At 58.2% G+C, this 26,357-nt stretch carries 32 protein-coding genes; 13 read left to right on the top strand and 19 right to left on the bottom strand.

Annotated features, from left to right (window positions below):
• Window positions 1–80: 80 nt before the first annotated feature.
• Window positions 81–680 (bottom strand): AsnC family transcriptional regulator, encoded by a 600-nt coding sequence (locus ACSC1W_RS04900; protein WP_435345745.1) that lies wholly within the window; start codon window positions 678–680, stop codon window positions 81–83.
• A gap of 132 nt (window positions 681–812) precedes the next feature.
• Between ACSC1W_RS04900 and ACSC1W_RS04895 the strand changes: the two genes are divergently transcribed.
• Window positions 813–1,010, top strand: coding sequence for a heavy-metal-associated domain-containing protein (locus tag ACSC1W_RS04895; RefSeq protein ID WP_435345744.1), 198 nt, complete (start codon window positions 813–815; stop codon window positions 1,008–1,010).
• A 104-nt stretch (window positions 1,011–1,114) separates the two neighbouring features.
• On the opposite strand, the gene ACSC1W_RS04890 is transcribed toward ACSC1W_RS04895, so the two are convergent.
• Window positions 1,115–1,324 (bottom strand): hypothetical protein, encoded by a 210-nt coding sequence (locus ACSC1W_RS04890; RefSeq protein WP_435345743.1) that lies wholly within the window; start codon window positions 1,322–1,324, stop codon window positions 1,115–1,117.
• Between ACSC1W_RS04890 and ACSC1W_RS04885 the strand changes: the two genes are divergently transcribed.
• From ACSC1W_RS04885 to ACSC1W_RS04870, 4 genes are all read left to right on the top strand, one after another.
• Window positions 1,265–3,364, top strand: a complete 2,100-nt coding sequence (locus tag ACSC1W_RS04885) for a copper-translocating P-type ATPase (RefSeq protein ID WP_435346010.1) — start codon at window positions 1,265–1,267, stop codon at window positions 3,362–3,364. The genes ACSC1W_RS04890 and ACSC1W_RS04885 overlap by 60 nt on opposite strands.
• 89 nt (window positions 3,365–3,453) lie before the next feature.
• A complete protein-coding gene (locus tag ACSC1W_RS04880; protein ID WP_435345742.1) occupies window positions 3,454–3,948 on the top strand; it encodes a CBS domain-containing protein in 495 nt (164 codons plus the stop codon).
• A gap of 36 nt (window positions 3,949–3,984) precedes the next feature.
• On the top strand, window positions 3,985–4,611 hold the full coding sequence (locus ACSC1W_RS04875; protein WP_435345741.1) for a methyltransferase family protein: 627 nt from the start codon (window positions 3,985–3,987) through the stop codon (window positions 4,609–4,611).
• A gap of 132 nt (window positions 4,612–4,743) precedes the next feature.
• Window positions 4,744–5,358: a class I SAM-dependent methyltransferase gene (locus ACSC1W_RS04870; RefSeq protein WP_435345740.1), complete on the top strand. Its 615-nt coding sequence runs from the start codon at window positions 4,744–4,746 to the stop codon at window positions 5,356–5,358.
• Between the two features lie 15 nt (window positions 5,359–5,373).
• On the opposite strand, the gene ACSC1W_RS04865 is transcribed toward ACSC1W_RS04870, so the two are convergent.
• Both ACSC1W_RS04865 and ACSC1W_RS04860 read right to left on the bottom strand, forming a co-directional pair.
• Window positions 5,374–6,246, bottom strand: a complete 873-nt coding sequence (locus tag ACSC1W_RS04865; protein WP_435345739.1) for a class I SAM-dependent methyltransferase — start codon at window positions 6,244–6,246, stop codon at window positions 5,374–5,376.
• Window positions 6,247–6,253: 7 nt separating this feature from the next.
• Window positions 6,254–6,625: a hypothetical protein gene (locus tag ACSC1W_RS04860; protein WP_435345738.1), complete on the bottom strand. Its 372-nt coding sequence runs from the start codon at window positions 6,623–6,625 to the stop codon at window positions 6,254–6,256.
• 403 nt (window positions 6,626–7,028) lie between these two features.
• Between ACSC1W_RS04860 and ACSC1W_RS04855 the strand changes: the two genes are divergently transcribed.
• On the top strand, window positions 7,029–7,223 hold the full coding sequence (locus ACSC1W_RS04855; protein ID WP_435345737.1) for a hypothetical protein: 195 nt from the start codon (window positions 7,029–7,031) through the stop codon (window positions 7,221–7,223).
• 154 nt (window positions 7,224–7,377) lie between these two features.
• On the opposite strand, the gene ACSC1W_RS04850 is transcribed toward ACSC1W_RS04855, so the two are convergent.
• The 4 genes from ACSC1W_RS04850 to ACSC1W_RS04835 form a co-directional block, all read right to left on the bottom strand.
• Window positions 7,378–8,559, bottom strand: coding sequence for a site-specific integrase (locus ACSC1W_RS04850; RefSeq protein ID WP_435345736.1), 1,182 nt, complete (start codon window positions 8,557–8,559; stop codon window positions 7,378–7,380).
• A 42-nt stretch (window positions 8,560–8,601) separates the two neighbouring features.
• Window positions 8,602–9,906 (bottom strand): site-specific integrase, encoded by a 1,305-nt coding sequence (locus ACSC1W_RS04845; protein WP_435345735.1) that lies wholly within the window; start codon window positions 9,904–9,906, stop codon window positions 8,602–8,604.
• 488 nt (window positions 9,907–10,394) lie between these two features.
• On the bottom strand, window positions 10,395–10,955 hold the full coding sequence (locus ACSC1W_RS04840) for a hypothetical protein (RefSeq protein WP_435345734.1): 561 nt from the start codon (window positions 10,953–10,955) through the stop codon (window positions 10,395–10,397).
• A gap of 64 nt (window positions 10,956–11,019) precedes the next feature.
• Complete coding sequence (locus ACSC1W_RS04835; protein ID WP_435345733.1) at window positions 11,020–11,430, bottom strand: hypothetical protein; 411 nt, start codon at window positions 11,428–11,430, stop codon at window positions 11,020–11,022.
• Window positions 11,431–12,052: 622 nt separating this feature from the next.
• Here ACSC1W_RS04835 and ACSC1W_RS04830 point away from each other — a divergent pair.
• The 5 genes from ACSC1W_RS04830 (at window position 12,053) to ACSC1W_RS04810 (ending at window position 15,500) form a co-directional block, all read left to right on the top strand.
• Window positions 12,053–12,523, top strand: coding sequence for a PDDEXK family nuclease (locus ACSC1W_RS04830; RefSeq protein WP_435345732.1), 471 nt, complete (start codon window positions 12,053–12,055; stop codon window positions 12,521–12,523).
• Window positions 12,523–13,560, top strand: a complete 1,038-nt coding sequence (locus tag ACSC1W_RS04825) for a hypothetical protein (protein ID WP_435345731.1) — start codon at window positions 12,523–12,525, stop codon at window positions 13,558–13,560. Before ACSC1W_RS04830 ends, ACSC1W_RS04825 begins: the two co-directional genes overlap by 1 nt.
• A gap of 139 nt (window positions 13,561–13,699) precedes the next feature.
• Complete coding sequence (locus ACSC1W_RS04820; protein ID WP_435345730.1) at window positions 13,700–14,080, top strand: hypothetical protein; 381 nt, start codon at window positions 13,700–13,702, stop codon at window positions 14,078–14,080.
• A 56-nt stretch (window positions 14,081–14,136) separates the two neighbouring features.
• The gene (locus tag ACSC1W_RS04815; protein ID WP_435345729.1) at window positions 14,137–14,406 is read left to right on the top strand and encodes a hypothetical protein; all 270 of its coding nucleotides are present in this window, start codon (window positions 14,137–14,139) and stop codon (window positions 14,404–14,406) included.
• Between the two features lie 50 nt (window positions 14,407–14,456).
• On the top strand, window positions 14,457–15,500 hold the full coding sequence (locus tag ACSC1W_RS04810; RefSeq protein ID WP_435345728.1) for an HNH endonuclease: 1,044 nt from the start codon (window positions 14,457–14,459) through the stop codon (window positions 15,498–15,500).
• 85 nt (window positions 15,501–15,585) lie between these two features.
• Here ACSC1W_RS04810 and ACSC1W_RS04805 read toward each other — a convergent pair whose 3' ends face one another.
• The 4 genes from ACSC1W_RS04805 to ACSC1W_RS04790 are packed head-to-tail and all read right to left on the bottom strand — an operon-like array spanning window position 15,586 to window position 18,936.
• The gene (locus tag ACSC1W_RS04805) at window positions 15,586–17,307 is read right to left on the bottom strand and encodes a HEAT repeat domain-containing protein (RefSeq protein ID WP_435345727.1); all 1,722 of its coding nucleotides are present in this window, start codon (window positions 17,305–17,307) and stop codon (window positions 15,586–15,588) included.
• Window positions 17,307–18,215 carry an ADP-ribosylglycohydrolase family protein gene (locus tag ACSC1W_RS04800; RefSeq protein WP_435345726.1) on the bottom strand — a complete coding sequence of 303 codons (909 nt, stop codon included), beginning with the start codon at window positions 18,213–18,215 and terminating at the stop codon, window positions 17,307–17,309. The genes ACSC1W_RS04805 and ACSC1W_RS04800 overlap by 1 nt, the downstream gene beginning before the upstream one ends.
• Before the next feature lie 43 nt (window positions 18,216–18,258).
• Entirely contained in the window at window positions 18,259–18,528 is a 270-nt protein-coding gene (locus ACSC1W_RS04795) for a DUF8110 family protein (RefSeq protein ID WP_435345725.1), read from the bottom strand.
• 51 nt (window positions 18,529–18,579) lie between these two features.
• Window positions 18,580–18,936, bottom strand: a complete 357-nt coding sequence (locus tag ACSC1W_RS04790) for a DUF8165 family protein (protein WP_435345724.1) — start codon at window positions 18,934–18,936, stop codon at window positions 18,580–18,582.
• A 112-nt stretch (window positions 18,937–19,048) separates the two neighbouring features.
• Between ACSC1W_RS04790 and ACSC1W_RS04785 the strand changes: the two genes are divergently transcribed.
• A complete protein-coding gene (locus tag ACSC1W_RS04785; RefSeq protein ID WP_435345723.1) occupies window positions 19,049–19,912 on the top strand; it encodes a CBS domain-containing protein in 864 nt (287 codons plus the stop codon).
• Window positions 19,913–19,960: 48 nt separating this feature from the next.
• Here the strand turns inward: ACSC1W_RS04785 and ACSC1W_RS04780 are convergent, their stop codons facing one another.
• The gene (locus ACSC1W_RS04780; RefSeq protein WP_435345722.1) at window positions 19,961–20,485 is read right to left on the bottom strand and encodes a hypothetical protein; all 525 of its coding nucleotides are present in this window, start codon (window positions 20,483–20,485) and stop codon (window positions 19,961–19,963) included.
• A 131-nt stretch (window positions 20,486–20,616) separates the two neighbouring features.
• Between ACSC1W_RS04780 and ACSC1W_RS04775 the strand changes: the two genes are divergently transcribed.
• Window positions 20,617–20,817, top strand: coding sequence for a hypothetical protein (locus ACSC1W_RS04775; protein WP_435345721.1), 201 nt, complete (start codon window positions 20,617–20,619; stop codon window positions 20,815–20,817).
• Between the two features lie 59 nt (window positions 20,818–20,876).
• On the opposite strand, the gene ACSC1W_RS04770 is transcribed toward ACSC1W_RS04775, so the two are convergent.
• From ACSC1W_RS04770 to ACSC1W_RS04745, 6 genes are all read right to left on the bottom strand, one after another.
• The gene (locus ACSC1W_RS04770; protein WP_435345720.1) at window positions 20,877–21,938 is read right to left on the bottom strand and encodes an HNH endonuclease; all 1,062 of its coding nucleotides are present in this window, start codon (window positions 21,936–21,938) and stop codon (window positions 20,877–20,879) included.
• A gap of 166 nt (window positions 21,939–22,104) precedes the next feature.
• Window positions 22,105–22,770: a hypothetical protein gene (locus ACSC1W_RS04765; protein ID WP_435345719.1), complete on the bottom strand. Its 666-nt coding sequence runs from the start codon at window positions 22,768–22,770 to the stop codon at window positions 22,105–22,107.
• Entirely contained in the window at window positions 22,770–23,729 is a 960-nt protein-coding gene (locus ACSC1W_RS04760) for a hypothetical protein (protein WP_435345718.1), read from the bottom strand. The genes ACSC1W_RS04765 and ACSC1W_RS04760 overlap by 1 nt, the downstream gene beginning before the upstream one ends.
• Window positions 23,726–24,661, bottom strand: coding sequence for a DUF8168 family protein (locus ACSC1W_RS04755; RefSeq protein ID WP_435345717.1), 936 nt, complete (start codon window positions 24,659–24,661; stop codon window positions 23,726–23,728). Before ACSC1W_RS04755 ends, ACSC1W_RS04760 begins: the two co-directional genes overlap by 4 nt.
• Window positions 24,658–25,626, bottom strand: a complete 969-nt coding sequence (locus ACSC1W_RS04750; RefSeq protein ID WP_435345716.1) for a hypothetical protein — start codon at window positions 25,624–25,626, stop codon at window positions 24,658–24,660. The genes ACSC1W_RS04755 and ACSC1W_RS04750 overlap by 4 nt, the downstream gene beginning before the upstream one ends.
• Window positions 25,623–26,159, bottom strand: coding sequence for a DUF8112 family protein (locus ACSC1W_RS04745; protein ID WP_435345715.1), 537 nt, complete (start codon window positions 26,157–26,159; stop codon window positions 25,623–25,625). Before ACSC1W_RS04745 ends, ACSC1W_RS04750 begins: the two co-directional genes overlap by 4 nt.
• Window positions 26,160–26,357: the final 198 nt, after the last annotated feature.

Raw genomic sequence — 26,357 nt, 5'->3', positions numbered from 1 at the left:
CAATCGGTTTGCCCTTTCAGGTGTTCGGAAAATGAGGCTGTGACATTTCGAATCCAAAGCAACCTAGCAGACTTCCCTAATCAATTGGCTCCCTGCTGAAGCTGCTCGTACTTCTCCTCGAATCGGGATTCACACGATGGACAGCAGAACTGGTACAACTCCCCGTCGATACGGGTCGCTGTCCCCTCGCTATCGACTGTATTCCCACACTGGGCACAGGTGAGCGCGAACTCCGTCTCACCCAGATCGGGCGACCAATCAGCGCCTGCGAGGAGCGTCACTCCGAAATCTGCGATCGTTCCGTCTTCGAGCGTGTCGTCCAGCCAGCTCGCAACATCGTGGTCCGGCACTCGCGCAAAGACGACCAGATCGGCTTCAGCGGTGGTAAATACGTGTTCGACCGCACCCTCGTTGAGCAGGACATCTTTAGTTGACGCAACTCCCGGACCGTCAGAGGAGACGTCCAGCGTCAGCAACACCGGAATGCCCTTCCGGAGTTGTGAGTGATCGACGTCAAGCGTGAATCGGTTGATGATTCCCATCTCCTGCAGTCTCGCCACCCGATCCGATACTGCCGGTGCCGAGAGACCGACGGCATCAGCGATGTCACTGTACGGGCGACGAGCGTTCGACATCAATAGCTGGAGAATCTCGAGGTCGGTTTCGTCGAGGTCGCGCATAGTGGTACAAACGGTGACGAATGACTAAAGCATCTCGGCGGGATACGCTTAGTTTCCAAGTTTTGGGATGCCCACGACCCACTAGTTCAAAGGGAAAATCCGCATAAGACAGGGGAGCGTATGTATTCGTGTATGTCAACGACCATCACCGTCGAGGGAATGACCTGTGGCCACTGTGAGCAGACAGTCGAAGAAGTGCTTCGAGAGGTGAGCGGCGTGACCGACGCGACTGCCGATCGAGAGGCCGAACAGGCGAGCGTCGATGGTGACGCTGACACCACAGCACTCGTTCAAGCCGTCGAAGACGCTGGATACACGGCACACGCCTGAAGCGCTGTAGTCACACGTCACACCTGACTCCCTGTCCCCTACATCCATCACTATCCGGCGCGTACTCTCAGAAACACCGATGAGCTATGGACGACCACGAACACTCAGACGACGGCGACCACACCCATCACGATCACTCCGACCCCGGCGCGAGTGACGAACCGAATGAGATAGCCGACGACCGGGATGTCGACCGGGTCGAACAGGGAATACTCGAGGAGGAAGGGGAAGACGCCTAAAAAGCCGAAGAGGAGATCCACGAACGAACCGAGCACGAGATAGGTCACGGAGCGGACGGTCACGGAGACGGTCACGACGGTCACGACGGCCACGGCGGAATGCACGAGGGGCACGAGCAGATGTTCCGTCGGCGTTTTTTCGTCTCGACGCTTCTCTCGATCCCGGTTCTCCTGTACAGCGAAACCCTTCAGGGGTGGCTTGGATTTACGGTGCCGGCGTTCCCGGGCAGCGAGTGGATAAATCCCGTCTTCGCGGTGATCGTCTTCGCCTACGGGGGCGTGCCGTTCCTCCGGATGGCTCGTCCGGAAATAGAGGATCGCTCGCCCGGAATGATGACGCTCATTTCGATGGCGATCACGGTCGCGTTCGTCTACAGCCTCGCGAGCGTCGTCTTCCCCACGCAGTCGGCATTCTTCTGGGAGCTCGTGACGCTAATCGACATCATGCTGTTGGGCCACTGGATCGAGATGCGCTCCGTACGCCGAGCGTCGAGCGCACTCGACGAGCTGGCAAAGCTCATGCCCGATACGGCAGAGCGGATCACTGAAAGTGGGGATACCGAGGAGGTGCCGGTGAGCGAGCTATCGGAGGGCGATCTCGTCCTCGTGCGGCCGGGCGCGAGCGTCCCGGCCGACGGCGTCGTCGAGGACGGTGACTCCGACGTGAACGAGTCGATGATCACCGGTGAGTCCAGACCCGTCTCGAAAGAACCTGGCGACGAGGTCATCGGTGGCACTGTCAACGGCGATGGGAGTCTCCGTGTTCGAATCGACGCAACAGGTGACGAGACGACGCTCGCAGGTATCATGCGCCTCGTCGAGGAGGCCCAGGAGAGCAAGTCCAAGACCCAGGTGCTGGCCGACCGCGCGGCAGGCTGGCTGTTCTACGTCGCCGTTGCGGCGGCAGTCGTGACCGCGATTGCGTGGACGGTTGCGATCTCGTTTGATGCGACGGTAATCGAGCGTGTCGTGACCGTTCTGGTCATAGCGTGCCCACACGCACTCGGGCTCGCTATCCCGCTCGTCGTCGCGATCAACACGTCGCTTGCAGCCCGGAACGGTATGCTCGTCCGAGACCGGATTGCCATGGAGGAAGCCCGGAACCTCGACGCAATCATCTTCGACAAGACCGGGACACTCACCGAAGGCGAACACGGCGTGGTCGGGATGGAGACCATCGACGGCGTCGACGAGGACGACGCCCTAGCCCTAGCAGCAGCCGTCGAAAGCGACTCGGAACACATGATTGCGCGGGCGATCCGGCAGGCGGCCTACGAGCGGGGGATCGACGCGTCCGATGCTGATGACTTCGAGGCGATGAAAGGGCGGGGCGTCCGAGCGATGGTAGACGATGACGAGATATACGTCGGCGGCCCGAACCTCCTGAATCACCTCGACAGTGACGTTCCGTCTACACTCCAGACCTTCGCCAAAGAGGCCGGTGAGAACGCACAAACGGTCGTGTACCTCGTTCGTGAGGGCGAACTAATCGCCGCCTTTGCCATGGCGGACGTGATCCGCGAGGAGAGCTACCGGGTCGTCGACGCGCTCCACGAACTCGGCATCGAAGTGGCGATGCTGACTGGCGATTCCCAGGACGTGGCCGACGCAGTGGCCGACGAGTTGGGCATCGACACGGTGTTCGCCGAGGTGCTGCCCGAGGCCAAGGACGAGAAGGTTCAGGAACTCCAGGACCAGGGAAAACTCGTCGCGATGGTTGGCGACGGCGTCAACGACGCGCCGGCGCTGACGCGGGCGGACGTGGGTATCGCCATCGGGAGCGGCACCGACGTCGCCGTCCAGTCCGCGGACGTCATTCTCGTCCAGAACAACCCGATGGACGTCGTCCGTCTGGTGAAACTAAGCAAGGCGAGTTACCGGAAGATGCAGGAGAACATCGTCTGGGCCGCCGGCTACAACGTCTTCGCCATCCCGCTGGCCGCGGGCGTCCTCGCTCCAATCGGAATCCTCCTCTCACCGGCCGTCGGTGCACTCCTGATGTCGCTGAGTACCGTCATCGTCGCGATCAACGCACAATTACTCCGCCGGACCGACCTCTCGGTCCCGGGTCTCCCGGGTGTATCTCCGCCGGGTCAGGCGCGGCCGGCAGACTAGCGATCGCAGAATCTCCTCCATCGGCTACATACGGCGCCACTGTACGCGGTGTGCTACCATTTTTCGTTCCAGCGGTCGAACGCTGTGCCATGGGATCGAAACGCTCCGACCTCCCGATGCGGATAGAGAAGTTGGCCAGAGAGGACGTGGTCTCTGCAAGTCCGGACACGCCCGTCAGAGAACTCGCGGAAACCATGTTCGAGCGCTCCGTCGGGAGCGTCGTCATCGTCGAGAGCGATGAACCGGTCGGTATCGTCACAGACCGTGATCTCACCGTCGAGTTACTCGCCGGAGAGGGAGACGTAAACCTCTTCGAGACGGAGAGAGACCTCACAGAGATCACCGCCGCAGACGTGATGACCGCCGACCCGCTCGTCGTGAACGCCGACGATGAACTGCCGCGCGTACTCCACCACATGGACCAGGCTCACGCCAGACGAATTCCGGTGGTTGACGACGGTACACTTGTCGGAATCCTCGCTCTGGATGACGTGGTGATCCACTTGGCCGGCGAGAGTGCTCACGTTTCTGCGCAACTCGACAACGTTGCCAGTGTCATTCGCTCCGAGTCTCCCGAGCAGTAACCAGCAATGGCTGTAACAGAACGCGCGTGATCGACTGTGACCGCGACGACCGGAGTAGAGACACTGCTTTTCGGCGTGGGGCTGGTAGCCGGTGCTACCCTCATCGTTGGGCTCCTCATCAGTATTCGTAGCCCGACGTGGCGCTTCTGGCCGCACGGCGACCGCGACTGGACGTTCTGGATCGGTTGGGCGGCCTGGTTACTCTACTTTGGGAGTCTGTTCGGCGTGACCTCTCTCGACTGGTGGAACTGGTACCGACCGCCGACGCTCGTCCAGGGGATCAGTCTCCTACTAGTGTTGGCTGGAGCCGTGTTGGCTACTTGGGCCGTGTGGAGCCTCGGGTTTTGGGAAAGTAGCGGTCTCGAGGGGCACCTGAACACCGAGGGCCCGTACCGGTATTCGCGCAACCCGCAGTACGTCGGATACGTCGGCATGCTCGGAGGTGGCGCTGTCCTCGCCGGATCGTGGATGACAGCTGTCCTCGCTCTCGTCGGCATCGTCTGGTTTCTACTCGCCCCACTCGCCGAAGAACCGTGGCTCCGCGAGCAGTACGGAGACGCCTACGAGGAGTATCGGAGATCGGTACCGCGGTTCCTCGGCCGAAGACACCTTGAACCGTCACAGCAGGACCAGACCGACCGATCGAAGGGAGGCAATCTGTGACCAGTGATTCCCCACAACTAATCGGAGGAAGCGGGTGGACTGTTCCACCTGGAAGAATACCGAGATTTTGAAAAGAGAACACCAATGACTGGCCCATCACACCCGATATTTGCCCGACTGTACGACCCGGTGATGAAGCCGGCAGAGCGAACTGTGCTCGCTGACCACCGCCGCTATCTTGTGGATAAGATCTCCGGGGCGGTTCTGGACCTCGGAGCGGGGACGGGTGCGATGTTTCCGTACTTCAGTGAGGCCATTGCTGATGGTGGCAATCTCACTCTATTCGCGATCGAGCCAGACCCACACATGCGCCGGCAAGCAGTCGAACGAGCACGTGATCTGGGGCTCGACATCGAGATCGAAAGCGCCGGTGCTGAAGCACTCCCGTTCGCAGACGGTTCGTTTGACGTTATCATCGCGTCACTCGTGTTCTGTACAATTCCCGACTTTGATGCTGCACTCTCGGAAGTTGCCCGAGTATTGAAGCCGGGGGGCGAGTTCCGGTTTCTCGAACATGTCCGCGGAGAGGGCGCCGTCGGTGTCGCCCACGATGTACTTGCCCCAGCGTGGCATACTGTCGCTGGGGGCTGTCACCTAAATCGCGAAACTGACGAGATATTTCGAGACGACGAACGATTCGAACTCGTGGATTACACGCGGTTGGAGGACATCCCGCAGGTCGTTCCCATCGTCCGTGGGACACTCAAACGCCGACGTGAGGGATCGATTCTTTCTCAGTTCGTGTGAGTAGTGAAGTTGCGGTCACCTCTTCGCAACAAGGATGACGTGCTGTAGGAACGGCAACGCATGGTGCCCAGCCCTCACCTGCTCGGTGATCACCGATGGATCAAGGTCATACGCTCGTAGCAGTGGTTCAACGAGAGACCGGATTGGACTCCTGAGTAGCTGCAGGTACAGCGTTGTCCACTTCCGGAAGCGCCCGACGCTGTGCCCCGTGATGTCTTCGACTGCTTTGAGTTCAAAATTCGCATCGTCGAGAGCGGTGTTGTATTGTTCGACAGTACCCAACGACGGCATGTCCCACGTGTCTGCAAACGAGTCGACGTGTTCTCGTTCCGTCTCGCTCACGTCGGGCTGCATCACGAGGTCGGAAAGTACGAGGACGCCCTCAGATTCGAGGACATCTGCGATCGCAGTGAAAACGCGGTTCCGATCAGGGAGATAAACGAGCGCATCGATGGCCGTACAAGCGGCAAACGAGTCGGTCGAAAATGGGAGTTGCGTCGCGTCGCCGACAACGAACTCGGTCTCGACGCTCTTCCCGCGTGCGTTCTCGGTTGCCCGTTCAATATTGTACGGAACGAGGTCCAGTCCAGTGACGCTGAATCCGAATCGATCGGCGAGGTGGATCGCCGGACCGCCCCGTCCACAGCCGACATCCAGAAGAGGCACCCCGTCAGTAGCTGGCAGGTGCGACGCAATCCTCGAGCCGACTTCCGTGACGAGACGGCGCTGACTCGACCCGACAATATGTGGTTGGTACCACTCCGAGTAGCCGAGATTAAGAAACTCGTCAGTGTCGAGCAGGAGGTCGAACGCCCGCCAGATGTCGGCTCGTTCGCCACGGTAGGAGAACTGGTCGGTGATCCGCTCGCGGAGACGGTTCTGATTCATCGGCCACCTACTCCAAGTCGGAAACTTCCGAGTAGCAGTACTCGGATTCGCCGCAGTACGCGAGGTCGGCGCATCTGCGGGGTCGCTGGTAGTCGATCCCCTTGTGCCGTCGGAGATACGTCACGTAGCCGTCGTCGACACGGTCGAGGATGTCGTGACAGATCCACTTCTCCCCGAACCAGGTGGTACCTAAATTCCGATATGGGCACAGGAATATCGTCCGTTCGACCGAATCGACCTGTGGCGTCTCGACGATCCGGACACCGACGAGGCGATACGCGACGCGAAGTCGCTTGACAACCGCGTCAGGTGTCCTAGCGCCGAGGAAGAGAACGTGCGCAATCACGTATCCGAGGTCGTGGAGGAGGCGTCTGATCATCGATTAGACTGTATACTGCCGTCCCAAAGTATCTTGTACCAGCTGCTTTCGTCCAATCGAACGAGAGCTTCAGAATGTGCTCGTCTGGCTTGACTGTGGCTTCTATCGAATGCCGTTGGGTGAAGAGGTCAATCACTTCCTTACCGGCCTTGAAGAGTTGCGTACGGGCCCGAGCGATATTCTGCTTGAATTCATTTAGGAGCCTGACTGCGAACTCCTATCAGATCAAAGGTTTTGTCTAAGGTCTCTGTGGGTGACGTCGAACTGTAGGGAGATATCATCTGATTGACTACTGGTGTCATTGCCTTTCTATGGGAACGTTGTTATTCCAATCTACCTGATTTGACCTACTGTGCTAACTTAGATCGAGGAGATTCATGAAGTCAGAAAACAAATACCAACTATGACCGAACCTGCGACGGTTGACGGAGATCAAGATTTTCTCCTAAGCGAAGAGGAGATTGAGAGGGACATCACTTTAGTGAAAACCACAGATGGAGTATGGATAGCTATCGACGAAGTCCACGACGAAAGTGTCGAAAGGCGGAGTCGCGGCCAAGCACTACGGGCACTCGATGACTCCATTGGCATCTCATAGAGGAGTCGCGTTCCTCCGTTGAGGTGTTGAGCTAGTAATAGAGATTCGACAACGATTCATCGTGAATCCTTCTGATGATCAGGGTCGAACTGGTAGAATCTAAAGGCTGACCGATGACTGAGTACATCTGACGGTTTACACACTCTGGGAAAGGTTAGTCGTGATTGAACCCGGAGTTGGGATCGTCGTCGGCGTTCCGGAACTCGTCCTCAAAGCGTTCGCGTTCCTCAGCGTCGTCCGGAAGGTCGTAATGGAGCTTCTGAACTCTCGGGGAAACATCACACCGCTGCTCGATCCCCTCTGCTGAGACGCCCCTATTCTTCTGGTCGGTGATATACCCGCTCCGGATGTGGTGCGGGGCTCGACTACTAGGGCATTTGAAGGCGGAGTTGTTCTTCTGTGCCGCTTCGCAGTCCTCGGGGTCGCGGTCGTGAGGACAGTCTAAACCGACCATGCACGGTCGAGTCCACTTGTAGGCGATCTTCTGTAGCGTCGACGGACTCATTCTCCCGTCACCTTTTGTGAGCAACGGTTCTCTTCCCTCCTCATCAGTTTCAGGCGGTCGCTGATCATTGAGATAGTCCTGAATGATCTCTGGAACATCACTGTAGAGGGTTATCTCCCGTTCGCTACTCTCGTCGTTCTTGAGCGGTGTCGTCTCGTCGGTCTCGTACTTGAGAACCCGCTTCTCGTAGGCGAAGTCAGGGACATCACGGCCAATTAATCCGCCTTTCCGGGGACCAGACTGACACATCAACTCCATCGAAACATGCTCGATATCGGCGTACTCGTATTTCCGAAGGTAGTCCAGCGCTGCTTTCGCTATCTCCGGGTCCAGTTTCTTCTCGTCGACACCCTCGCCACTAGCATAGTCTATTTCCGGGATTTGGACGCACTTCTCGAAGCGAACTGGAGCCATCCGATGTTCGATCAGATACCGAATGAACTCGCGGAAGAGGTACATATCGTCGCTAAGCGTCGTATCCGCTAATGGTTCGTCCCGAGGCAAGGACTCGTACTTCCGCCATTTATCGTATTGCTCAACGTCCTCACTCGTGAGGTCCTCGGTCGATTCGATGAGCGCCTCGTCTTCAAGGTACGTCTGGAGGTAGTCTAGTTTCCGCCTGTACTGTCCCGTTGATTCGACTTCGTCCAGTTTCTTTTCACGGAACTCATCCAAGACCGTCTCCATTGGGCGGGACTTCAGCGATAACTCGGGAAACGAATCCGCCATGTGGTCCACGACAGTGGACGCAATTTGTTCGAGTAATTCCTCTGGCGGATCACCCGAAAGGTGTTGTTTGAGGAACTCTACGTCGTCGAGATGGTCGGGCATTGGTTGGAGTTGTTAGTTTGAAGTTTCGTGGTGGGGCGCGTCTCACTCGAAATCGTCAAGTGAGCTGTCGAAATCAGTGCGCGTGCTGTACTGTGTGTGGGCGTCGTCCGGCAGGATTCGACGGATGCGCTGTCGGAAGAGGATGTGTCTGTACCGTCTCCGTTTTTCAGAAGTGAGGTAGAAGTCTCGGACTGCCTTGGCATCGTTCGAGCCTTGTTCCTTGGCGATCTCACCTGCCGTTTCCAACAGGTCTGACTCTACATCTGTCAAGAGGTTGTAGTAGAAGGCTCGTCCGTGCTTCGGAGTACCCGCTTTACCGTCAACTTTCACGCCAGCTTTCCGGCACAAGTCTTTGAACCGCCGACGCATCTGCTTAGGGCCCAAGAACGATCGGTTCGGTGCGTCACTTGGGAAGAGGTACCCATTCCAGTTTGGTCGCTTTGCACGTTCGTCGAGCAAGTTAGCGAGTGCATCGAGGCCGAACATGAGGGAGACTTGACCCTGTCCGTTCTTTCGGTCAGGTTCCTCGAACTCGATGTATGAATCGTGTACGTTGAGCGTGATCTGGTCTACATGGACGGCGGGGAGTTCCTTCGTACGGACACCCCAAACGCAGTACCCAATTACCAGCATTCGCTCTTCATCCGTCTCGGCAGCGACCCACAGTCTCCGAACCTGGCTAGGCGTCAGAGGCGTCGAGTCAGAATGCCAGTCCCACCGGAACTCATCCTCGATGTTCTCCATCGGATCGTAGGCAATGCGGTCGGACCGGTCGAGCCACTCGAAGAATCGATGTGCAGCGCGCACGTAATGATGGGCCGAATCGCCCGAGGTCAGCTCCTCTCGAAGGCTCTTGACGACCTCCTTGAAGGATTCGTAGACATCGGTCTTACGTCCGGGGTCGTTGGCAATGGAGAGGATTCTGTCATCGTCGTATTCGTCTGTGAACCGACGGAGAACCTCGTTGATCCGCGCACGCTGTGTCCGCGTCGTGGAGGGCCTCCAACCGCGACACTCGATGCGATCATCGAGGTATGCGTTAGCCCGTTCGATGGTAGCGACGTCGTCGGTGCTCCATTCGTACTCTTCCGATCCGCCTGCTGAGGTGAGTAGAATGAAGAATTCGGGCGTTCCCATATCGTGTTTCTCACGGAGTACCCACCGGAGGTGCGAGTAGCCGTTATCGGTCAGCCATCGCACTGCCGGGTAATCCCGTGGTGATTGTTGATGATTTGTCCTCCATTCTTCGAGGAGTTCTTCCCCGATTTCCTGAAGGGTGGCCAGATCGTGGCTCCAGTCACGATACCCTTCGGGTTCGTTTGAGTTGTCTTCTGGGCTGTTCGCCATATCTCCCTATTACGGTGGTAGTAAAATAGAACTTGTCAGGATGATAATATGTATCCCGTGGGGATTTGTGGACGATCAAAATATGTTTCACCGGAAAATTTTTAATGCCAGTCCAAGACGGCGGCGGTCGCACACCCGGTACTCACGGACCTCACAACTGCTCCTACGAGCATCCCGAACGATAACATTCTAACTCTGTCACAATTGCACACGGCTGTGTTGAATTCTATGTCAAACCCGTTCGGCGTTCTGTAGTTCAACTGCGTCCCGTCGTCCAAATTCAGGAAAGCTGAAAACAACCGTGTGTAATTTCATGCGTGCATCCCACTGCCGTCCTGCATTTTCTAAATTTGTCATATCACGATGTAGTATGATAAGGATTCAGACAGGTCGGTTGTTACTGGGAGACTTGGCGTATTGATGAGACACCGATTCGGCATCAATCTCACCGGCAGTTGAACCGGGATGAAGGCATCCAGTGTTTAAGTTCAGACGGAATTGGCGTGATTATGGTATGTTCCAACGACATCTGAGGTGTCGTTCGTACTTGCTTCGTTACCAGCAGCCGGAATTTGGTCGTAAGTCACATTTGGGAGGGTTCCACGATCATACTCTCCCGCAGGGTAGACGGAGACACAAGTTCCGTTCAGTTGGGGATGGTGGGTGGCGTACAGCGGCTTCAGTACGAGTCGATCAGTGGTGAGTCTCTCGTAGAGGGCGTTAGGCAGATCGTTGATGATGGTCACCCGCGCACTGCTCACATCGTCTGATTCCAGTTCATCGTTACTGACACCGGAGAGTGCAGAGGCACCCACCAATTCTAGCGATGGTCTATCTATCGTGTTGTCTGCGAGGACTGCCTTCTCATCCTCTTCGTGGTAGTACCACGCAACCTTTGCGCTTCGAACAGTGTCCCATCGCGGGCTCCTGAATCCGACTTCACGCACGAGTCGTGCTGGAAGCTGAAACTGGTTTCCACCAATCACGGGACACCGAACTTCGGACGGGAACACTTCGCCAGACGATTCATCTTTCGTTGTCTTTGCCATCGGTCTAAACCCGTTAAATGGAACTCGTGAATAAGAACCCTTGCCACCCGCAAACGAACCGTCCTCAAACAAGAAGGGCTACAAGCCGGTAAACCGCGGTATCAGAGTACATCTCGCCGAATTCGGTAGAACTGCCCTCGGGAGCGATTGTCCGAGTACCGGCGGGGGCGGCCTCAATGAAATCTTTGGAACCAGTAGACAGCCTCCGTTTTTGCGATAATCCTGCTCCGATATCACAGCAGGACATCGTATCGAAGACGTCACCATCACCAGTATTACAGAGACTCGCTAAGACTTCGCATGCTCGGTTCTCCAAAACCTGCCGTGAATAATGAGAGTCGTGCCGGTCACCGTCCGCGACAACCTCGGATGTTCGGTAAGATATCGACTTGGTTACCAACGCCTCGTCTTCGATCTTCCACGCAAATGGTTCTCGCGGATCAAGCTCGTGTACCTTCAATACCTGCTCGTCCACTCGTAACGTCATTACGAGTTCGTCACCGTACTCCCGCGCCTGTTCCCGGCTCAGAACCAGGATTCTCAAAGTACTCGTCGCTGGTCGCCGATGGTGTAGCCCACTCGATAGTTCACTCCAACCCGATATCTGGGGACACACATCAAAAAGCGCCGTCAACGTCAGAAATACGTAGTGATACCTGGATTTGGCGCACCTCACCACGGTATCGCCGTTACAGTCAATACAAGACGAGATGATTCCCGCCTCATGGCTGGAAACTATGTCCCGTGTCTCGTGTGCGACCCTGAATTGCGACGAAACCCGGAGATCAGATTTCTTCACCCAGCGCACCATCAAACACACGCTCCTGGACTCCCTCACGACCACGAGTCCTATCGACAGTGGGTAGCTGAGGAGTACGATCTTGACCTAGACCATCCCGTGTTTGAGCCAGGTGGATTGACGAAACCAGAGGATTTCGAGGACTTTGAGCACCTATTCAAAGAGTAGAGTACCTGCTCGTCGCGCGTCCAAACCGTGGAACTGCGTCCGCCCAAAGTCGTTGTATCTCGCGTTAACTGTGGGGCGTAGAGTACGGACACGCGAACACTATTGACAGTGGGATGACTCTCATTTACTCATGGCTCGAATCTGGGTGACCAATGGAACGCCCACCATGCCGGGGATTTTGAATCCGCTGACAGCGGCCTGCGATCGTGGATACGTCCCGAATGAAGCATGGGTGCTTTCGAATCCAGGGGTTGCTGAGTCCGTCGCAAACGCCACCGACCAGTTCGAGGTCATAATCGAGGCGTACGGTGGCGACGCCGACGTGTCTGCGCACAAGTTGAATCACGAGACTGACTTCCGCGGCATCATCGAGTTCTACCGGTCTACTATCGAAGCAGCTCGTGAGAATGGCGATACGATTGCTGTTGACGTCACTCCCGGACGAAAATTCATGTCTGCCATCGCATTCCAAGCCGGATTCAAATTTGACGCCGACCACGTTTTCTATTTCCACCGGAAAGCAGGGGGCTATCACGGGCAATTCTACGCTGAAATCCCGCGAACCGCGACTGACTTGATCGACTTCAAGGAGGTGCTGTAATGCAAATCGAACGCCGTCGATTGATGGTTCTGTTGAATGCGTTGTACGATCAGGGCGTCGATTCGATCCCCGTCAAACATCCTTGCGAGGACATCGGCGAACTCGTCCGGATCGAACTGGAGGACGATGGACAAGCGACGGTTCGATTCACGCAGGGCACGATGACGTACCAGGACCATCGTGAAGCGATTCCTATGAAGCACGGTCAGCCCGCTTACGAGGATCTGCCGGATGCTGAGACGTATACCCGCATTGCGGTCGCCAGCGGCCATGTCCAACTCGCCAATCACGATGATGTCGGCGAATTTATCAAACGGCACGGTTATGCTGATCTCGAAGCCGGTCACGACCCTGTTGTCCTCGGGCTTGATGCGAACATCATTGCCTGGAGACTCCCAGAAGTACTTGGCATCGACAGTGAAACAGGAGCCACAGACGACCGAGATAGACGACCAACCAACGGGTACGCGCTTGCAACTGGCGTCAAAGAAGAGTTGGACTGGCATTACAAGCAGTACAACACACACGAGCTGACCGAAGCCTTCGGCGAGGAGTTTACACGTCTCGACAATCAGCCAGCCGGATCCAACCGGGAAGGATTCCTCGGCCTCTACGAGTACCGTCGCCTGAGAACCAACCGGACCGTCGATGTCGTTGAGTGCGACACCGGTGACGAAGCAATCGTCGCTGCCTATCAAGAGTTCAACCAGAACAGTCGAAAGCAAGCGGTGTTACTTAGCAACGATCACGGATTCGTCGACAGAAGTATCGACGCTGGCGTCCCAGCCCAGCACATCGTTTACCCGATAGACATTCCGCGGAAATCCATAGGAACATGGACGCAGGCAGCTGAAATCCTGTACTACCTCTCGATTCTATTCGGTGTCATTCGGCTTCCGAAAGTCACCGTCTACGGGGTTTGGAACGGGAAGGACGGTCGGCACTGGCAACACGAACAACTCGACCTCGACTGTCGGAGCCCCAAAATCGAACCTCAACTGGAACGAGATCTCACCATCCTCAACTCAACCTATTGATGAGAATAAGTGACTGCAATGTCTCAACGTGATAACGCAGTGCGGAAACGAGGTGTGCGGTTCTACGGAACGCTGTCAAGCCGAATTCGACTTGGGGCAGGGAAACTGATTACTGGTACCCGGATGTATCGCCGTATCAATGCCCCAGATATCCGATTTCTACTGTACGAACCCGGACTGTGAGTTCGAGATGCCGTCCGGCTGGGGGTACTACATGTACGCGATTGCGGGCGACGGTGAACGCGTCCACTGCCCACATCCCGGAGAGATGGGGCGAGCGCGGGAAGTGATTGGCGAGGACGCATCCCAAGAGGAGATTGACCGTCGCACCGGATTCAATACGCACTGCTTCTGTATCCACTGTGAAACGCAGGTAGACCTGGACTTGGATCGGGATGAGAAAGCGTGTCCGGAGTGCCGGTCGAACGCGGTCAAGACCATCGATGAACTCGTCGACGAACAGTGCCCGGTCTGTGAAACTGGAACGGTAGTCGCGGAAGACACCGGCGCGATAGCATAGTTGTCGAGCCGCCCCCGAATACATAGTCCAGCGCATCAATCCGAACAGAAGAAAGGATGAGAGTCACCGGGAACACGATTTACGAACACGACGAACACGGAGCGGTGCTCGTTCTCGACGTTCACCACGTCTTCGACGAGTACGATCTCGAAACCGGAAGCGGGGAGCTTCACTCGCGCGTCGTTCGATACACCTCGAACTGGGATGACTACGGACCGATGCCGGGAAGCATCCAAGTAGCGTCAACGGACGACTTCCGAGAGCAGCTGGGTGACCAGGTCAGAACGTTCGAACCGCCTGAACCGCAGGCTGAAACGGACGAGTAGCGCGTATCACGCAGGCATTTATTGACTGACAGACGTAATGCCGCGGTATCATGCACCACGCGTTTCGGGTCGGGCAACAATACCGCGACACGGGGAGTTACCGCAACTCGAACGACCAGTTCCTGCGGTGGATCCGCGGCCCGCTCGACACCGGCATCAAGAATACCGGCGGCATCCGTGATCTCGGTGCGGACCGGTCTGATACGCCCGCGGCGCTCGTGCTCGTCTCCAACGACAGCGGCATCTCCCAGCACGACGACCCGTGGGAGGACACGCTCGCCGTCAATGCCGGGTACATCAGCTACTGGGGCGACGCAAAGGCCTCGAACCCTTACGACGAGTCCGCGCAGAATCAAAAGATCAAGGCCGCTTTCGACACCGCCGCGGCCAGTCGTCGTGAGGACGTCCCGCCCGTTCTGGTCTTCCGCAAACCCGAATCAGGCGTCGTTGAGTTCTGTGGTCTCTGCGTTCCCGACCACTTCGAAGTCCGCGCGTACCGTGCTGAGGACGGAACGCAGGTTCCGAACTACCAGTTCCATTTCTCAATCCTCAACACGAACTCCGTCCCTGTCACGTGGCTGCACGACCGCGCCCTGCAGAATGACGACAGCGAGGCACCGGACGTTTGGCAGCATTGGGTCCAGACCGGGGAGGTGGCCCAGTGGCCGACTGGAGAACCCCTCGATTCGAGTGGCCGGATTCGACGCTATGAAACGTCCGAAATCACCGTGAGCGACGCCTTCCGGGCAGACATACTCGACCGCTACGACCACGCGTGTACCTTGACCGGTATTCAAGAAGACGACCTGCTCGATCTCGCACACATCCTCCCACGAAGTCAACGCCCCGAACTCGCCGAACATCCGGAGAACGTTCTCGTATTGAACTCGCTGCACCACCGCGCATTCGACGCCGCTCTTTTCACCATCGACAGCAATTACCGCATCCAAGCAAGCCCCTCATTCGACCCAGCCCATCCGTTCCTCCGCGAAACGATCCTAGACCGGAAAGGCGAACAACTCTCGTTCCCGCCCACTGTTCAGATCCGGCCGTCCTTCCTCGAAGAACTCAACACTGGTCTCTCGTGGCTATAGTTCATCCTGACAATATGGAACGGCTGAACTCGGTTTGTATGGAGTCTCGCCCCGTCGCCGATGTCTGACTCGATTCACGTGCGTCTCAGTCCAGACGTGAAATCGCCCATCCCGCTCGGTCGCGCACTGTCTCGTCCAGATCGTTCTCTTTCACTTCTTCAAGCGTCTCGATAGGCACGCTCACGTACGCGTTCCCGATCAACGAGCACACGTTCGCCCGGACTTCCGGACTCGGATCCTGCAACGCAGCCTCTAGCCGATCCTGTTGTACTCGAATCGCAGCAGGATCTGCCTCACCTGCTCGCTGGAGTGCAATCGACGCGTTCACCCGCGCCTGAATATTGTTATCCTCCAACCGTGCCGCGATCTGATCAGCGTACTCAATCACGACCGCCGGATGTTCCTGCGCGAGGTCACCGAGCAACCCGACCGCATTATTCCGAACGCGTTTCGCGTCGGCGTCCAGTACTGTCACTAACTCGTCCACGATGGGTTCCGCAGCGTCCGGGTAGTTCGACGCGATCTTCCCGAGCGCCGCTAACGAATTCGTCTGCGTCGTCTCATCCTCACTCTGCATCGCCTCAACCAAGGCAGCAATCGCGGGAAACACCTCTTCAGGATGCGCTTCCGCGACGCAGGAGAGTGCGTACACCGCGTAACTCTGTGTTGCCCCCGCCTCTGCCGTTGCCGCCGCTTCGAACGCGGGAACTGCGTCGAGAACGCTCGCCGGATCAGCGTCCGCCAACTCCATCAAGCAGTGCGTCGCGGCTGCCTGGTACATCGAGTCCTGACTCGCGTAGGCTGCCAGGTCTCCCACGTGATCGTTCACCACCGCTGGGTCGTCCGTCGCGGCTTCGTGGAGTGCTTGGAGCGCCGCTCGGTCGAGTGCCGACGGCTCGTCAGCTAGTAGCTCGAACGTTGTATCGACAGCGAGCGCCCGAACGTCGTCGCAGTGCTCTACCGTGGTAATCGCCAGATGAAGCGCTTCACGGCGATCCACGTTCGCTGCGTCCGCGGCCGCATCAGACAGCATCGTTTGGAGCGTGTCTTTGTCCACCGAGGCAGGGTCATCTTCGAGCTGTTTTCGAACCGCTGCGAACGCAACCCCCGCGAATGGATCAGCGAGGCGGTCATACGGGACAGGATGCAACGCCTCAATCTCGGGGAGTCGAACGGAGAACCGCTCGTCGTTTCCGACAGTCTCGAACCAGAACGCTGGCGGGCCTTTCAACGGCGTCATCGACGGACGATCCGGTTCGAAATATGTGACGAGATGCGTCTTCTGTTTACCGTCCGTCCGGTGTGTGAGTTCGAACACGTACCCGTCCGCAAGGACCTCTCGAACTGCGTCACCGGATTCAAACCCGCCATCCGGCCTCAGATCCGTTGAGGGCGGTGCTGACAGCCCGAGCTCTCCTTGCCGGACATACTCGACGAAGTCCCACGCGTGGTAGTGCTCCCAGCCATTGACATGGCCCAAATCGAGATCATCAACAGTGATGTACCCCTCGGCGTCCGGGAACAACTCCGCAAGAATCCGGAGACGCTCCTCGCGTTCAGGCCACCACTCGTAGTACCCGTACTCGTCCTGTTCGCCGAGCGCATCGACGTGTCCGTCACGCCGCCGAATCGACTCCACCGTGCCCGGAATGTCTGCTTCCTCTACGAGGTCCTGATTCCCGATAGCCCAGACTTCGTGACCGGCCTCGTGTGCCCATAACTGCACCCACTCCAACGGCACCGCTTCTCGCCGAGGATGCGGATTCACGTCCACCGTCCAGTCCCGGTCGAACGCCAACACGTACATCACGCCACCTCCACGAGTCGCTCCGCCAGCGTTTCGAGTTCGTCGGTGTCGTCGATAGCACTCACCCATCGATCCGGAAGCTGTGACGCCCCAAACCGCGCCCCAGCGACTGCACCCGCAATCGCCCCAATCGTATCCGTATCACCGCCACGATTCACCGCCGTCACAATCGCGTCCTCGGCACTGTCCACGACAAGGCCATCGTGGAGTGCCGTCTGCAGCGAATGCACAACGTACCCCGATGTCTCCAACGTATCGGGGGAGTCGCCACGCGCAAGCGGTCGGAGTGCCGTCACGAACTCATCAGGTGCGTCCGCATCGACGTAGTCAAGCGCGTCCTGCAACGGTGTGTCCGCATCGTCAAGGAGGCCAGCCACTGTGAGATTCAGGATCGCACAGCCATCAGTACATCGTGGGTCAGCGTGCGTGATCTGTGAGGACTGCCGACTTACCTCGACGAGTTGGCCCCAGTCATTCGCGTATGGGATGGCGAGTGGTGGACACCGCATCACGCTCCCGTTGCCTGCGTTCTGGCCTTCTCGGCTCTGCTCCCACACGTTCTGGCCTGCCTCGTCCCATTGGTCGCCGTGTTTGAGGCGGCTGAGCGACCGCATCGTCATGCGCCCGATATCGAACGGCCCGCTGTCGTACCACGCGACGAACCGCTCTGCGATATCCGTCGGATCGAACGTTTGGTGTTCTACCAGACTTCGGGCGATGCACAGCGCTTGTTCGGTGTCGTCTGTGATCGTCCCGGTTGGCTGGTTCCATGTGCCGTGCCCGACCATCTCGTCGAGCCGGCCGTGCTCAGCACTGATCTCCGACGCAGACATAAACTCGACTGGCCGGCCAAGCGCATCCCCACACGCTAGCCCAAGGAGGACACCACGCGCCCGATCCAATTCCATACGTCACTCAAGAACTACCGCTGAGAAAAATGTAGGGTAGGAGTCACTCGCCAGGTTTCGTTCCGGTACGGAGGTTTTCTCGATACTCCGCCCACGCTTGATACATTTCGATTCGTTCCTCCTCCGTCATCGTGTCGTGCTTGTCCGCGTCGTAGAACGGGAGTTCGTCTTTTTCGGGCATCTTCATGAGTCTCCCGAGCGGGTAGAGTTGCTGGTAGTAATTCTCCAGCACCCAGTCTTCGCCGTGTTCGTCGACAGCTTGCTGGATGTACGGGGCGGCTTCCGGATACTCATCGGCGAGTGTCTCAGTCATTAGGAGTCGTTTGGTGGGGCTTGCTGGGTTACGTGCGTCTGCAGACCGGGTTCAGGCGTTTGTGAATTCAGTGAGCGAGTGGTTAGGACTGTCTCGGTTCCACTTGCCGATCTGGATGAGGTCGAACGTGTCTACGGGGTCGTCAAGCTCGTTAGCGAGCTGGGTCTGAACTGCAGTGGAGAGACTGTCGACCGGGATTGCGGTGAGTGCGTGCTGGGTGAGGAAGTAACTGGTTGCAAAACTCGTCGGGACGACGACAATGACGTCCGATCCATCGACGTCGTCGAGCGTGATCTGGGCATCTTGGTACTGGAGCACCGTCGCATCCAGTTCATCGACGGGGAAGAGGCAGCCAGCAGCACCGTATTCGATACTCGCCCCCGCCGACTCAAAATACCCTTTGGGCATAACCAAATACGAATATATGCTTTATGGGCATTAACTTTGTGGTGGATTGGTACTTCTCCCCCTTCACTTCCTCACCCTCATTTTGACTACCCTCGGCTCCCCACCGAGCGATATGCCCCGCGACCTCTACGACTGCACCGCAGCCGAACTCGCCACCCACTCTGTCGAACACCTCGACCACGACACACCACCAAGCGACGCCGCCGCGTGGCTCGTTGAGAACGGGTACGACGCCGCCCCCGTCTATGCTGACGACGACCCGGTCGGATTCATTCACAAAGACGACGTCACGACCGACGACGACGGCGATACTCTTGACAACCATCTCACCCCGCTGACCATCGACTACATGATCAGCGGCGACACCTCGTTCCCAGCCGCCCTCGACGCTCTCATCGAGAAACCCGTCTACTTTCTCGGCGGCCACAACCACGTCACCGGTATCCTCACCCGCGCCGATCTCAACACCGCCCCTGCGCGTATCTACCTCTTCGACCGCATCACCTACCTCGAAGAACACCTCCACGAACTCATCCTCGACAAGAAACCGGACTGGAAAACCACGCCGGTCACCGCAGACGAACTCGACGATATCGAAGACCGGTACGAAGACGCACAAGCCGCCAACGTTGCGTTAGACGAACTCCACTACGCACAATTCTCCACGCTCGAAACCATCGTCACCAGCGTCGAAGCCTGCTGGCAGGCGTGCGGCTTCTCGACGAAAGGCGGTGCAGACTCCCGACTTCACGACGTCACTGACCTCCGCAACGATGTCGCCCACGCCAAACTCCTCGTCGAGAACACCGACAGCAACGAGTTCCTCAGCACCGGCCGCACTACAGAAAACCTGTATGACACTCTCGAAACCATCCACGATATCCTTTCGAACCTTCAAGACGCAGGATACGATCCAGGGGCGACGAAACCACGTAACGAAACCACTCTAACATCTCCAGGTTCATCGCTTGAGTAACTACAGATCACGCGATAGTCTGCGCAGCAGCAGTCCTCAAACGTCGGCCTACGCGATACCGTTCTCTTCTCGATATTTCTGATAGTATGCTTTCTCCACCGTTCGGAGATCGAATCCTCCCGGATTCCGGTCACGCAACTCCGAGAGCAACTTTGGATAATCTGTCACCCGCATCTGCCGATCTTCGCCGAAGACCAAATCCACCATGTACCGATCTCCCACAGCGTATCGCTCCGGATCGTAGAACGTCAGCACCACTGTTGCAGTCGCACACCCAATCCCGGGTATCGAGGACAACGTCTTGAGTTGCACCTCTGGATCGTCAACCAACAAGGCAGCCTCGCTTACCCGCCGCACAAACGCATCGGGAACCCGATTCACTCGTTCAATATTCCCGCTTCGACGTCCCGCTTGATTATCCAATTTCCACGTAACCACATCACGAAGCTGTTCTTGGGTGATGTACCCCTGCCCTTGCAACGCTTCGTGCAACGTCTGTTCAATCTCGTGGAGTTCCTCATCGTAACTCTCCTCATACAACCTCGCCCACTCCCGAACATCGTCCGCATCCATACCCCTATCTTCCAATTCTACGGTGATATGTTTCCCTCACGACTGACGTGAGACCGAGTGGAGGTTAAGCTATCCCGGTGAGTAGCTCCGAGGTGCGCAAAAATAATGCCCGTCGATAGTCGCGTGAGTATATGGCAAACCACATTCTCTACGAAGATGCGCCGGCGCGTGTGGAAATCGAATTCGAATACGATGAGTCAAACGATAAACTGAATCGCGTCGCGGAGGAGATCCTCGATATCGAAGGGGCAGATCATCCAGTTCTCTACTGTGAATGCGGATCAGAGTTTGAAAACTTCGAATCCGCGATGGAACATCTCCGAGAGGTGTGAGGATAGCTGTTCTTCGATCACTTGCTGTAAACCAATTTGACGATGCTCACGTAGGCCCGTTACAGCGCTTGCTCCACCTCCTGTAGCGCGTCAATTGCGTGCTGCAGATGCACACGCAGTTCATCGTCGGCACCGCTCTCGTTCAGATCTGCATCTTCCACGTTCTCATCTGAGGACCGCGTTTCGGGTTCAGCCTCTGGCGTCCCCCACGTTTCCGTCCGGCCCAGCGAGTCAGAGTCTTGTTCGGCCACTGCATCAAGCCGCTGCTGTTCATCGCTCTCTCCCGCTGTTGTGTCGGTCGCGGTGGTGCTGCGTTCCGAACGGTCACCATCTGTCGGTCGTCCACCGCGGTTGAACGCGGACAGCGGGAAGTCGTACGCACAGGCGCGCTTCTTCTTGTTGAACGTGGTGCGGCGCGAGATGCCGAGCACGTCAATGATGTCGCTCCGATCACAGCCGCGGTCAAGTGCCTGTCTGACTTGCTCATCCTCCATGCGTTGAAGCAGCAATTGCGGGTCATCCGGAATGTGGCCACGAGCCGAGTTCTCTACCTGCTCAGTGAGGCCCCATTCACCGGTTTCGACATCTTTGTCCACAATCTGCCGGTCTCTCGTCTCGACGAGGTTGTCGAGTCCCATTAGCACCCACAACCGCTCACGAACCGCTGACACCGAATGATCGCTCGGCAACCCGGACGCGATGTCCCCCGTTCGAGCCGGGCCGTTCTCCGCTAAGCACCGGAGGATTTCGATGTCCTGCGGGAGCAACACACTCTGATCTTCCTCAGTGATCTCTACTGGCGAGTCGTCCGGCGTGCTCTGCTGGTGAAACCAGCTGTGACACGACCGGCACAACAACGTCAAGTTCTCCAGGTCGTGCTCATCCATCCCGTCCGGATTCCGTTCGATGTGGTGGACATGCAGGGTCGCTAGACCGCCCTTCTTCGGGCCGCGCCGCCCGCACGCCTGGCAACGGTGCCGGTATTCCGTCAGCACGTCGTCTCGCGTCTCTGGATCCACCGTCTCGTGGCACTCCCGGGGGCTGGTCACCCCGGATTCGTCGCTCTCTGTGTTTGCACCGCTCAATTCATCCGCACTGGGTCGTGATTCAGCTTCTGCCATGTCGTATCTCAATTCGGGCTTCCGTTCGTCTGCGACTGGTACTGCGCCGCTCTACCGCAATCTGCTGGATTATCGCTTCAATCCGTACCAGCGGCACTACCGACGCTGTCTGTCTCCGGCACGAGCGAGAGCCCGTGTCTTCATCGTCCGGCGAATCGCGTGTCGATCACGCATGACGTGTCGGAGTCAGTGATTTCAGTTTGAAATCGGATTTCGAGCAGTACCGTTCTGCGAGCACCCCTAACTGTCGCGTCCGCAGGACGTCAGCGACATTGTGCACCACGAGGTCAGTGAACTGGCCATCCTCGTACGCCGTCACGGCTTCCCCGCTGTCTCCGAACGGGTCGAGATCACCGTACTGCCCCTCACACAACGTCTCGTACACGCCGGCCAGATCCGACCGCGACTCGCCGTCCTCGTCGGTCGTGTTGAACCGGTTCGTCACGACGGGCAGTAGGTCAGCATACGGCATCTCTTTGAACGGCCACTCCACGTCACTCCGCGAAAGCCGCGTCCGCAAGAACGGCAAGTCGAACCCAGACCGCCACAACTCACCATTGAACGCAACCAGCAATACGTCGCTTCCGACAAGTCGCTCTGCAGCGAACGCGCCGACCGCCTCCAACAACACCCGTTCCGATTCGTGTGTCGACACCTGGACGTGCGACTCGACGCGATCACGAACCGAGGTCTCCACGTCAGGCGCTGCTCGCCCGTCGGTCTGTACGAACACCCGAACGCCCAGTGGCACGGCAAACCCGACGACCGTCACTTCATCACGAACCTCGAACCCCGTCGTCTCGATGTCGAACGCCACCAACTCCAGCGTCATCACCGCTCACCTCCAGCATACTCACGGACGGCCGCGTTGCTCGCACGCTCCGGAACGCGGTCAGTACTCACCGGCCGCAGCCGGAACTCACCGAACCCGTACCTGGCGTGCGTCCCGACCCGAAACACACCACTCTTCGCAGTGCCAACCGGGTCAGGTCCGCCGTACCCGACGACCTGCCCGTGATCAATCGTCTCCAACCCGTAAACGTCACCATCCTCAACGAGTCGCTCCTCGCGTCGACGCAGCCCGCCCGGGCGCGGCGTCCACCACCACGGCACCGACTGGTCATCCGCCCCGGGATACTCACTCGTCGTCACGTACGGCGACACCAACTCCAACTCGAACTCGAACGACCCCTCAGTGTCCTCCAACATAGAGTAATCGAGTGAATCTAGATCGACTGTCTGCGTGTCCTTCAGACTCGTCTCCCCTAAGCCGTAATTCCGCGCCCCGCCGAGCCGCAGCCCGTCCAGCACGTCCTCGTCGAGTGGGACGATATCGCTACTGCCGGTGTCGTCGTGCACGTAGAAGTGCACGTACCACGTCATCGTTCGCTTCGAATTCCGCGACTCCCGCGGCAACCCGAACCGGACGGTCGGTGAGAACGCCACGCGCCCACCATGCACTCGCAGATCGTGCGTGTTGTGCGCGTCCCGCGGCCGCGACGACGACAACCACCGCTGCGCCGCACCGCGGAAGAGGAACAGGTCTTCGTACGACTCGACCGGCCGTAATCCAGCCCCGAAGTACGCCGAACCGTCAGACTGCGAGTGCTCGTCCGGGTACCCGCCGTGCTCACCAGGGACGAACACCCCGTGACTCACCGCTACCGACCGCCGCGTCAACGCATCCACACGCCGGGCAATCGCCCGGTACAGCGCGTTACCTGACACGTAGTACGGACGCCCCAGGTAATCGTCGTCCAGCTCCAGCAGCACCTGCTGAATCACCGTCACTGCTCACCACCTCCGAGTCGAGAGCGGCGCTGCATCGTTCGCCACCACGCGTAACTCTCCTCGACGAACTGCAACGCCGTCGACCACGACCGGATCCGCCGCAACTGCGCATCTACCACGCGCCACATCCGGTCAGCATCGACGTCGAACGGATGTTCGGGTAACCGTGTCCACACGTCAGCCCAGGACTGCGCCGGCGCAGCACCAAGCCGCGCGGCCGACCGCTCACCCGGTTCACCAGTGATGCGTAGCGCAAACGACGGCATCACCAACACCGTTCGATGCGGCACCACACGCGGACCGTTCTCCTCATTCTCGGCCTGGTCCACCACGAGGTACAACTCGTCGAACCCGTACCCAGCCCGGTAATTATCCACCAGCGCAGCCGTCAGCAGCGTATGGAACTTCAGCGACGTGTACGGGTAGTACACGGACTCGTTGAAGATCGACGCCACCGACGACTCCAACCACGCCGCGTGCATCTCCACCGGAACCTCGATCTGCACCAACTCCGCCAATGCACTACGGATTCCGCCATCAACCCGACCCGCCGACGTCGCCGTCTCACCCGTCACGAGCGACAACCGGAACGGCGAAATGTGATTCTTCACAGACTGCGTCGGCTCACCACGCGGCCGACTCAGCAACGCTGCATCTGCATCAGCGCCCAACGGTACCGGTTCGTTTACTGGGACACCAGCGAACTCCGTCGCCGCATCTTCATGCGACCGGCCTCGTGACTTGTGCACGTCGTGCCGATACACCGACAGCATCGACACACCCGTATCTGTCTTCACCGACGCCGACTCAGCATCAGCAGTCGGCGACGAGGTCACACCGGCGTTGGCTTCCTGCTCGGTCACCGGACGAATCTCCGTCGACGGCGGCTGCAACTCATCCAACTCGTCGTCACGATCACCACTATCCGTCACGCAGATTCATCCCCCGACTCGCCGTCAGGCACCGGTAAATCTCCGTCACGCGCCGCCGTGCGCGCCTGTAGCGCCTTGACGAACTCCGGCCGGCACTCCGACCGCCACACCTCATCCTTCTCCGCCATCGCAGCGGTCGCGTCCTGCGCTCGATTGAACACGCGCCGCACCTCCCGCTCACTGTACAGCGGATTAATCACCCACGCATCCGCGATCCCGGCCCCGAAATTCCGTGCCCCACCGATCTGGAACTCGAACTGATCACTATGCGCGTCGAGGAACGACACCGCTTCGAGGAACAGCCCGACGAATTCCGGCTTCAACTCCCGGAGCGTCAACTTCCATGTCCCCTCGACGTTGCCGAGCACGTCACGGTCCGCCTGGCGTAGGGGTTGTCCACCATCCTCTTCGTTCCGCGACCGAACCTGATTCGAGATCTGTCGGAAGTGCGCTTCCGCCTCTCCGTCCAAGACATCCACCTGCCGACGGATCGGCGAAAACGACACCGGGCGACGCAGCAACTTCCCCGGCTGATCGCCGAACCCACCGAACAAATCGTAGACGACACACCCATCGTCGTGTTCATCGAGGCACGCGCCCTTCTCGTGGTAACCCGAGTCGAGATCGCGCTCGTACACGTTCGCACGCATGTAATCCGCGTTCGGCTCTCCCGGGTGGCACGCAGTCGCCCCGGCAACCTGGACGACTTGCTCACAGCCGTGCCGCAACCACCCGCTCAGGGTGAACGGGCTAATTTGTCCCTTGATCTGATTCATCGGATCATCCGCCTCATACCGAGACGCCGACGCATGATGCCGATCCGTGACGATCCCGTCCCCAGGGGACAGCAGGTCGATTTCGAGCCCAACGTACACGTCCGGCAACAACATCTCCTCCACCGACCGCGGCAGATCCACCTTGACATCGAGATGCGAATCCACGAGCACCGACTCGCCCGACGTCATCGCTGCATATCACCCCAGAACAACCCGCGAACCACATCGCCATCTGGACGACCCGCACGACGCCGTGCCTCTTCCAGAGACACCTTTGCCTGCGTCTCGGACGTTTCCGGTACCTCGACATCAGACGCGCCGTTCGCAGGCGACCCGCCATCTGGGATCTTTCGTACCGACTTCGTCACCGCCGCACTCAATGCCACCACCTCTGGATCCAACAGGACCGGCCACGACGATTGCGTCGCCCCGTCCGAGCACACCCCAATGCGGCCCTCGACAAGCAATTCCCGCACACCCAAGGTGTACTCCTCCGGCAGCTCGTGACCTTCATCACCGCACACAGCGTGTCCGACCTGAAACATCGCCTCACCAGCCGGCCGAAACACGTACACAACGACCGACTCACCCTCGTGAAGAGGAGAGCCGCACACTTGACACGTCGCGGCCCCTTCCCCGAGCGAAACACCAATTAATTGAGATATTTCTTCAAGTAGTCGATCATCGATGCTCTCTTGACCTACTGGTGCTGATTCGTCCATGGGTTCTTGCATACCTCTGGAAGAGCCCAGCTCGGATGTTACAGGCATCCGGGCCTTCTCGTGAGATCGTGCCCCGTAGAGCTGGGCCTTCCTACATACAATTACTGTATGCAGTCATATAAAGATTACTGTGAGTAGTAACTATGACTGTATGGAGTAACTACGTGACTGCCTTCAGTAAGAATTACTTTGACACCG

Origin of the sequence: Haloarchaeobius marinus (assembly GCF_051207415.1) — an archaeon.
Classification (GTDB): Archaea; Halobacteriota; Halobacteria; order Halobacteriales; family Natrialbaceae; genus Haloarchaeobius.
This window is presented reverse-complemented; position numbering and strand designations above follow the sequence as displayed.

Excerpts from the sequence above, each read along its gene's own strand:
- ACSC1W_RS04900 (WP_435345745.1), bottom strand. The coding sequence starts at position 680 with ATGCGCGACCTCGACGAAACCGACCTCGAGATTCTCCAGCTATTGATG.
- ACSC1W_RS04895 (WP_435345744.1), top strand. The coding sequence starts at position 813 with ATGTCAACGACCATCACCGTCGAGGGAATGACCTGTGGCCACTGTGAG.
- ACSC1W_RS04880 (WP_435345742.1), top strand. The coding sequence starts at position 3,454 with ATGGGATCGAAACGCTCCGACCTCCCGATGCGGATAGAGAAGTTGGCC.
- ACSC1W_RS04870 (WP_435345740.1), top strand. The coding sequence starts at position 4,744 with ATGAAGCCGGCAGAGCGAACTGTGCTCGCTGACCACCGCCGCTATCTT.
- ACSC1W_RS04865 (WP_435345739.1), bottom strand. The coding sequence starts at position 6,246 with ATGAATCAGAACCGTCTCCGCGAGCGGATCACCGACCAGTTCTCCTAC.
- ACSC1W_RS04860 (WP_435345738.1), bottom strand. The coding sequence starts at position 6,625 with ATGATCAGACGCCTCCTCCACGACCTCGGATACGTGATTGCGCACGTT.
- ACSC1W_RS04855 (WP_435345737.1), top strand. The coding sequence starts at position 7,029 with ATGACCGAACCTGCGACGGTTGACGGAGATCAAGATTTTCTCCTAAGC.
- ACSC1W_RS04850 (WP_435345736.1), bottom strand. The coding sequence starts at position 8,559 with ATGCCCGACCATCTCGACGACGTAGAGTTCCTCAAACAACACCTTTCG.
- ACSC1W_RS04845 (WP_435345735.1), bottom strand. The coding sequence starts at position 9,906 with ATGGCGAACAGCCCAGAAGACAACTCAAACGAACCCGAAGGGTATCGT.
- ACSC1W_RS04840 (WP_435345734.1), bottom strand. The coding sequence starts at position 10,955 with ATGGCAAAGACAACGAAAGATGAATCGTCTGGCGAAGTGTTCCCGTCC.
- ACSC1W_RS04830 (WP_435345732.1), top strand. The coding sequence starts at position 12,053 with ATGGCTCGAATCTGGGTGACCAATGGAACGCCCACCATGCCGGGGATT.
- ACSC1W_RS04825 (WP_435345731.1), top strand. The coding sequence starts at position 12,523 with ATGCAAATCGAACGCCGTCGATTGATGGTTCTGTTGAATGCGTTGTAC.
- ACSC1W_RS04820 (WP_435345730.1), top strand. The coding sequence starts at position 13,700 with ATGCCCCAGATATCCGATTTCTACTGTACGAACCCGGACTGTGAGTTC.
- ACSC1W_RS04815 (WP_435345729.1), top strand. The coding sequence starts at position 14,137 with ATGAGAGTCACCGGGAACACGATTTACGAACACGACGAACACGGAGCG.
- ACSC1W_RS04810 (WP_435345728.1), top strand. The coding sequence starts at position 14,457 with ATGCACCACGCGTTTCGGGTCGGGCAACAATACCGCGACACGGGGAGT.
- ACSC1W_RS04805 (WP_435345727.1), bottom strand. The coding sequence starts at position 17,307 with ATGTACGTGTTGGCGTTCGACCGGGACTGGACGGTGGACGTGAATCCG.
- ACSC1W_RS04800 (WP_435345726.1), bottom strand. The coding sequence starts at position 18,215 with ATGGAATTGGATCGGGCGCGTGGTGTCCTCCTTGGGCTAGCGTGTGGG.
- ACSC1W_RS04795 (WP_435345725.1), bottom strand. The coding sequence starts at position 18,528 with ATGACTGAGACACTCGCCGATGAGTATCCGGAAGCCGCCCCGTACATC.
- ACSC1W_RS04790 (WP_435345724.1), bottom strand. The coding sequence starts at position 18,936 with ATGCCCAAAGGGTATTTTGAGTCGGCGGGGGCGAGTATCGAATACGGT.
- ACSC1W_RS04785 (WP_435345723.1), top strand. The coding sequence starts at position 19,049 with ATGCCCCGCGACCTCTACGACTGCACCGCAGCCGAACTCGCCACCCAC.
- ACSC1W_RS04780 (WP_435345722.1), bottom strand. The coding sequence starts at position 20,485 with ATGGATGCGGACGATGTTCGGGAGTGGGCGAGGTTGTATGAGGAGAGT.
- ACSC1W_RS04775 (WP_435345721.1), top strand. The coding sequence starts at position 20,617 with ATGGCAAACCACATTCTCTACGAAGATGCGCCGGCGCGTGTGGAAATC.
- ACSC1W_RS04770 (WP_435345720.1), bottom strand. The coding sequence starts at position 21,938 with ATGGCAGAAGCTGAATCACGACCCAGTGCGGATGAATTGAGCGGTGCA.
- ACSC1W_RS04765 (WP_435345719.1), bottom strand. The coding sequence starts at position 22,770 with ATGACGCTGGAGTTGGTGGCGTTCGACATCGAGACGACGGGGTTCGAG.
- ACSC1W_RS04750 (WP_435345716.1), bottom strand. The coding sequence starts at position 25,626 with ATGACGTCGGGCGAGTCGGTGCTCGTGGATTCGCATCTCGATGTCAAG.
- ACSC1W_RS04745 (WP_435345715.1), bottom strand. The coding sequence starts at position 26,159 with ATGGACGAATCAGCACCAGTAGGTCAAGAGAGCATCGATGATCGACTA.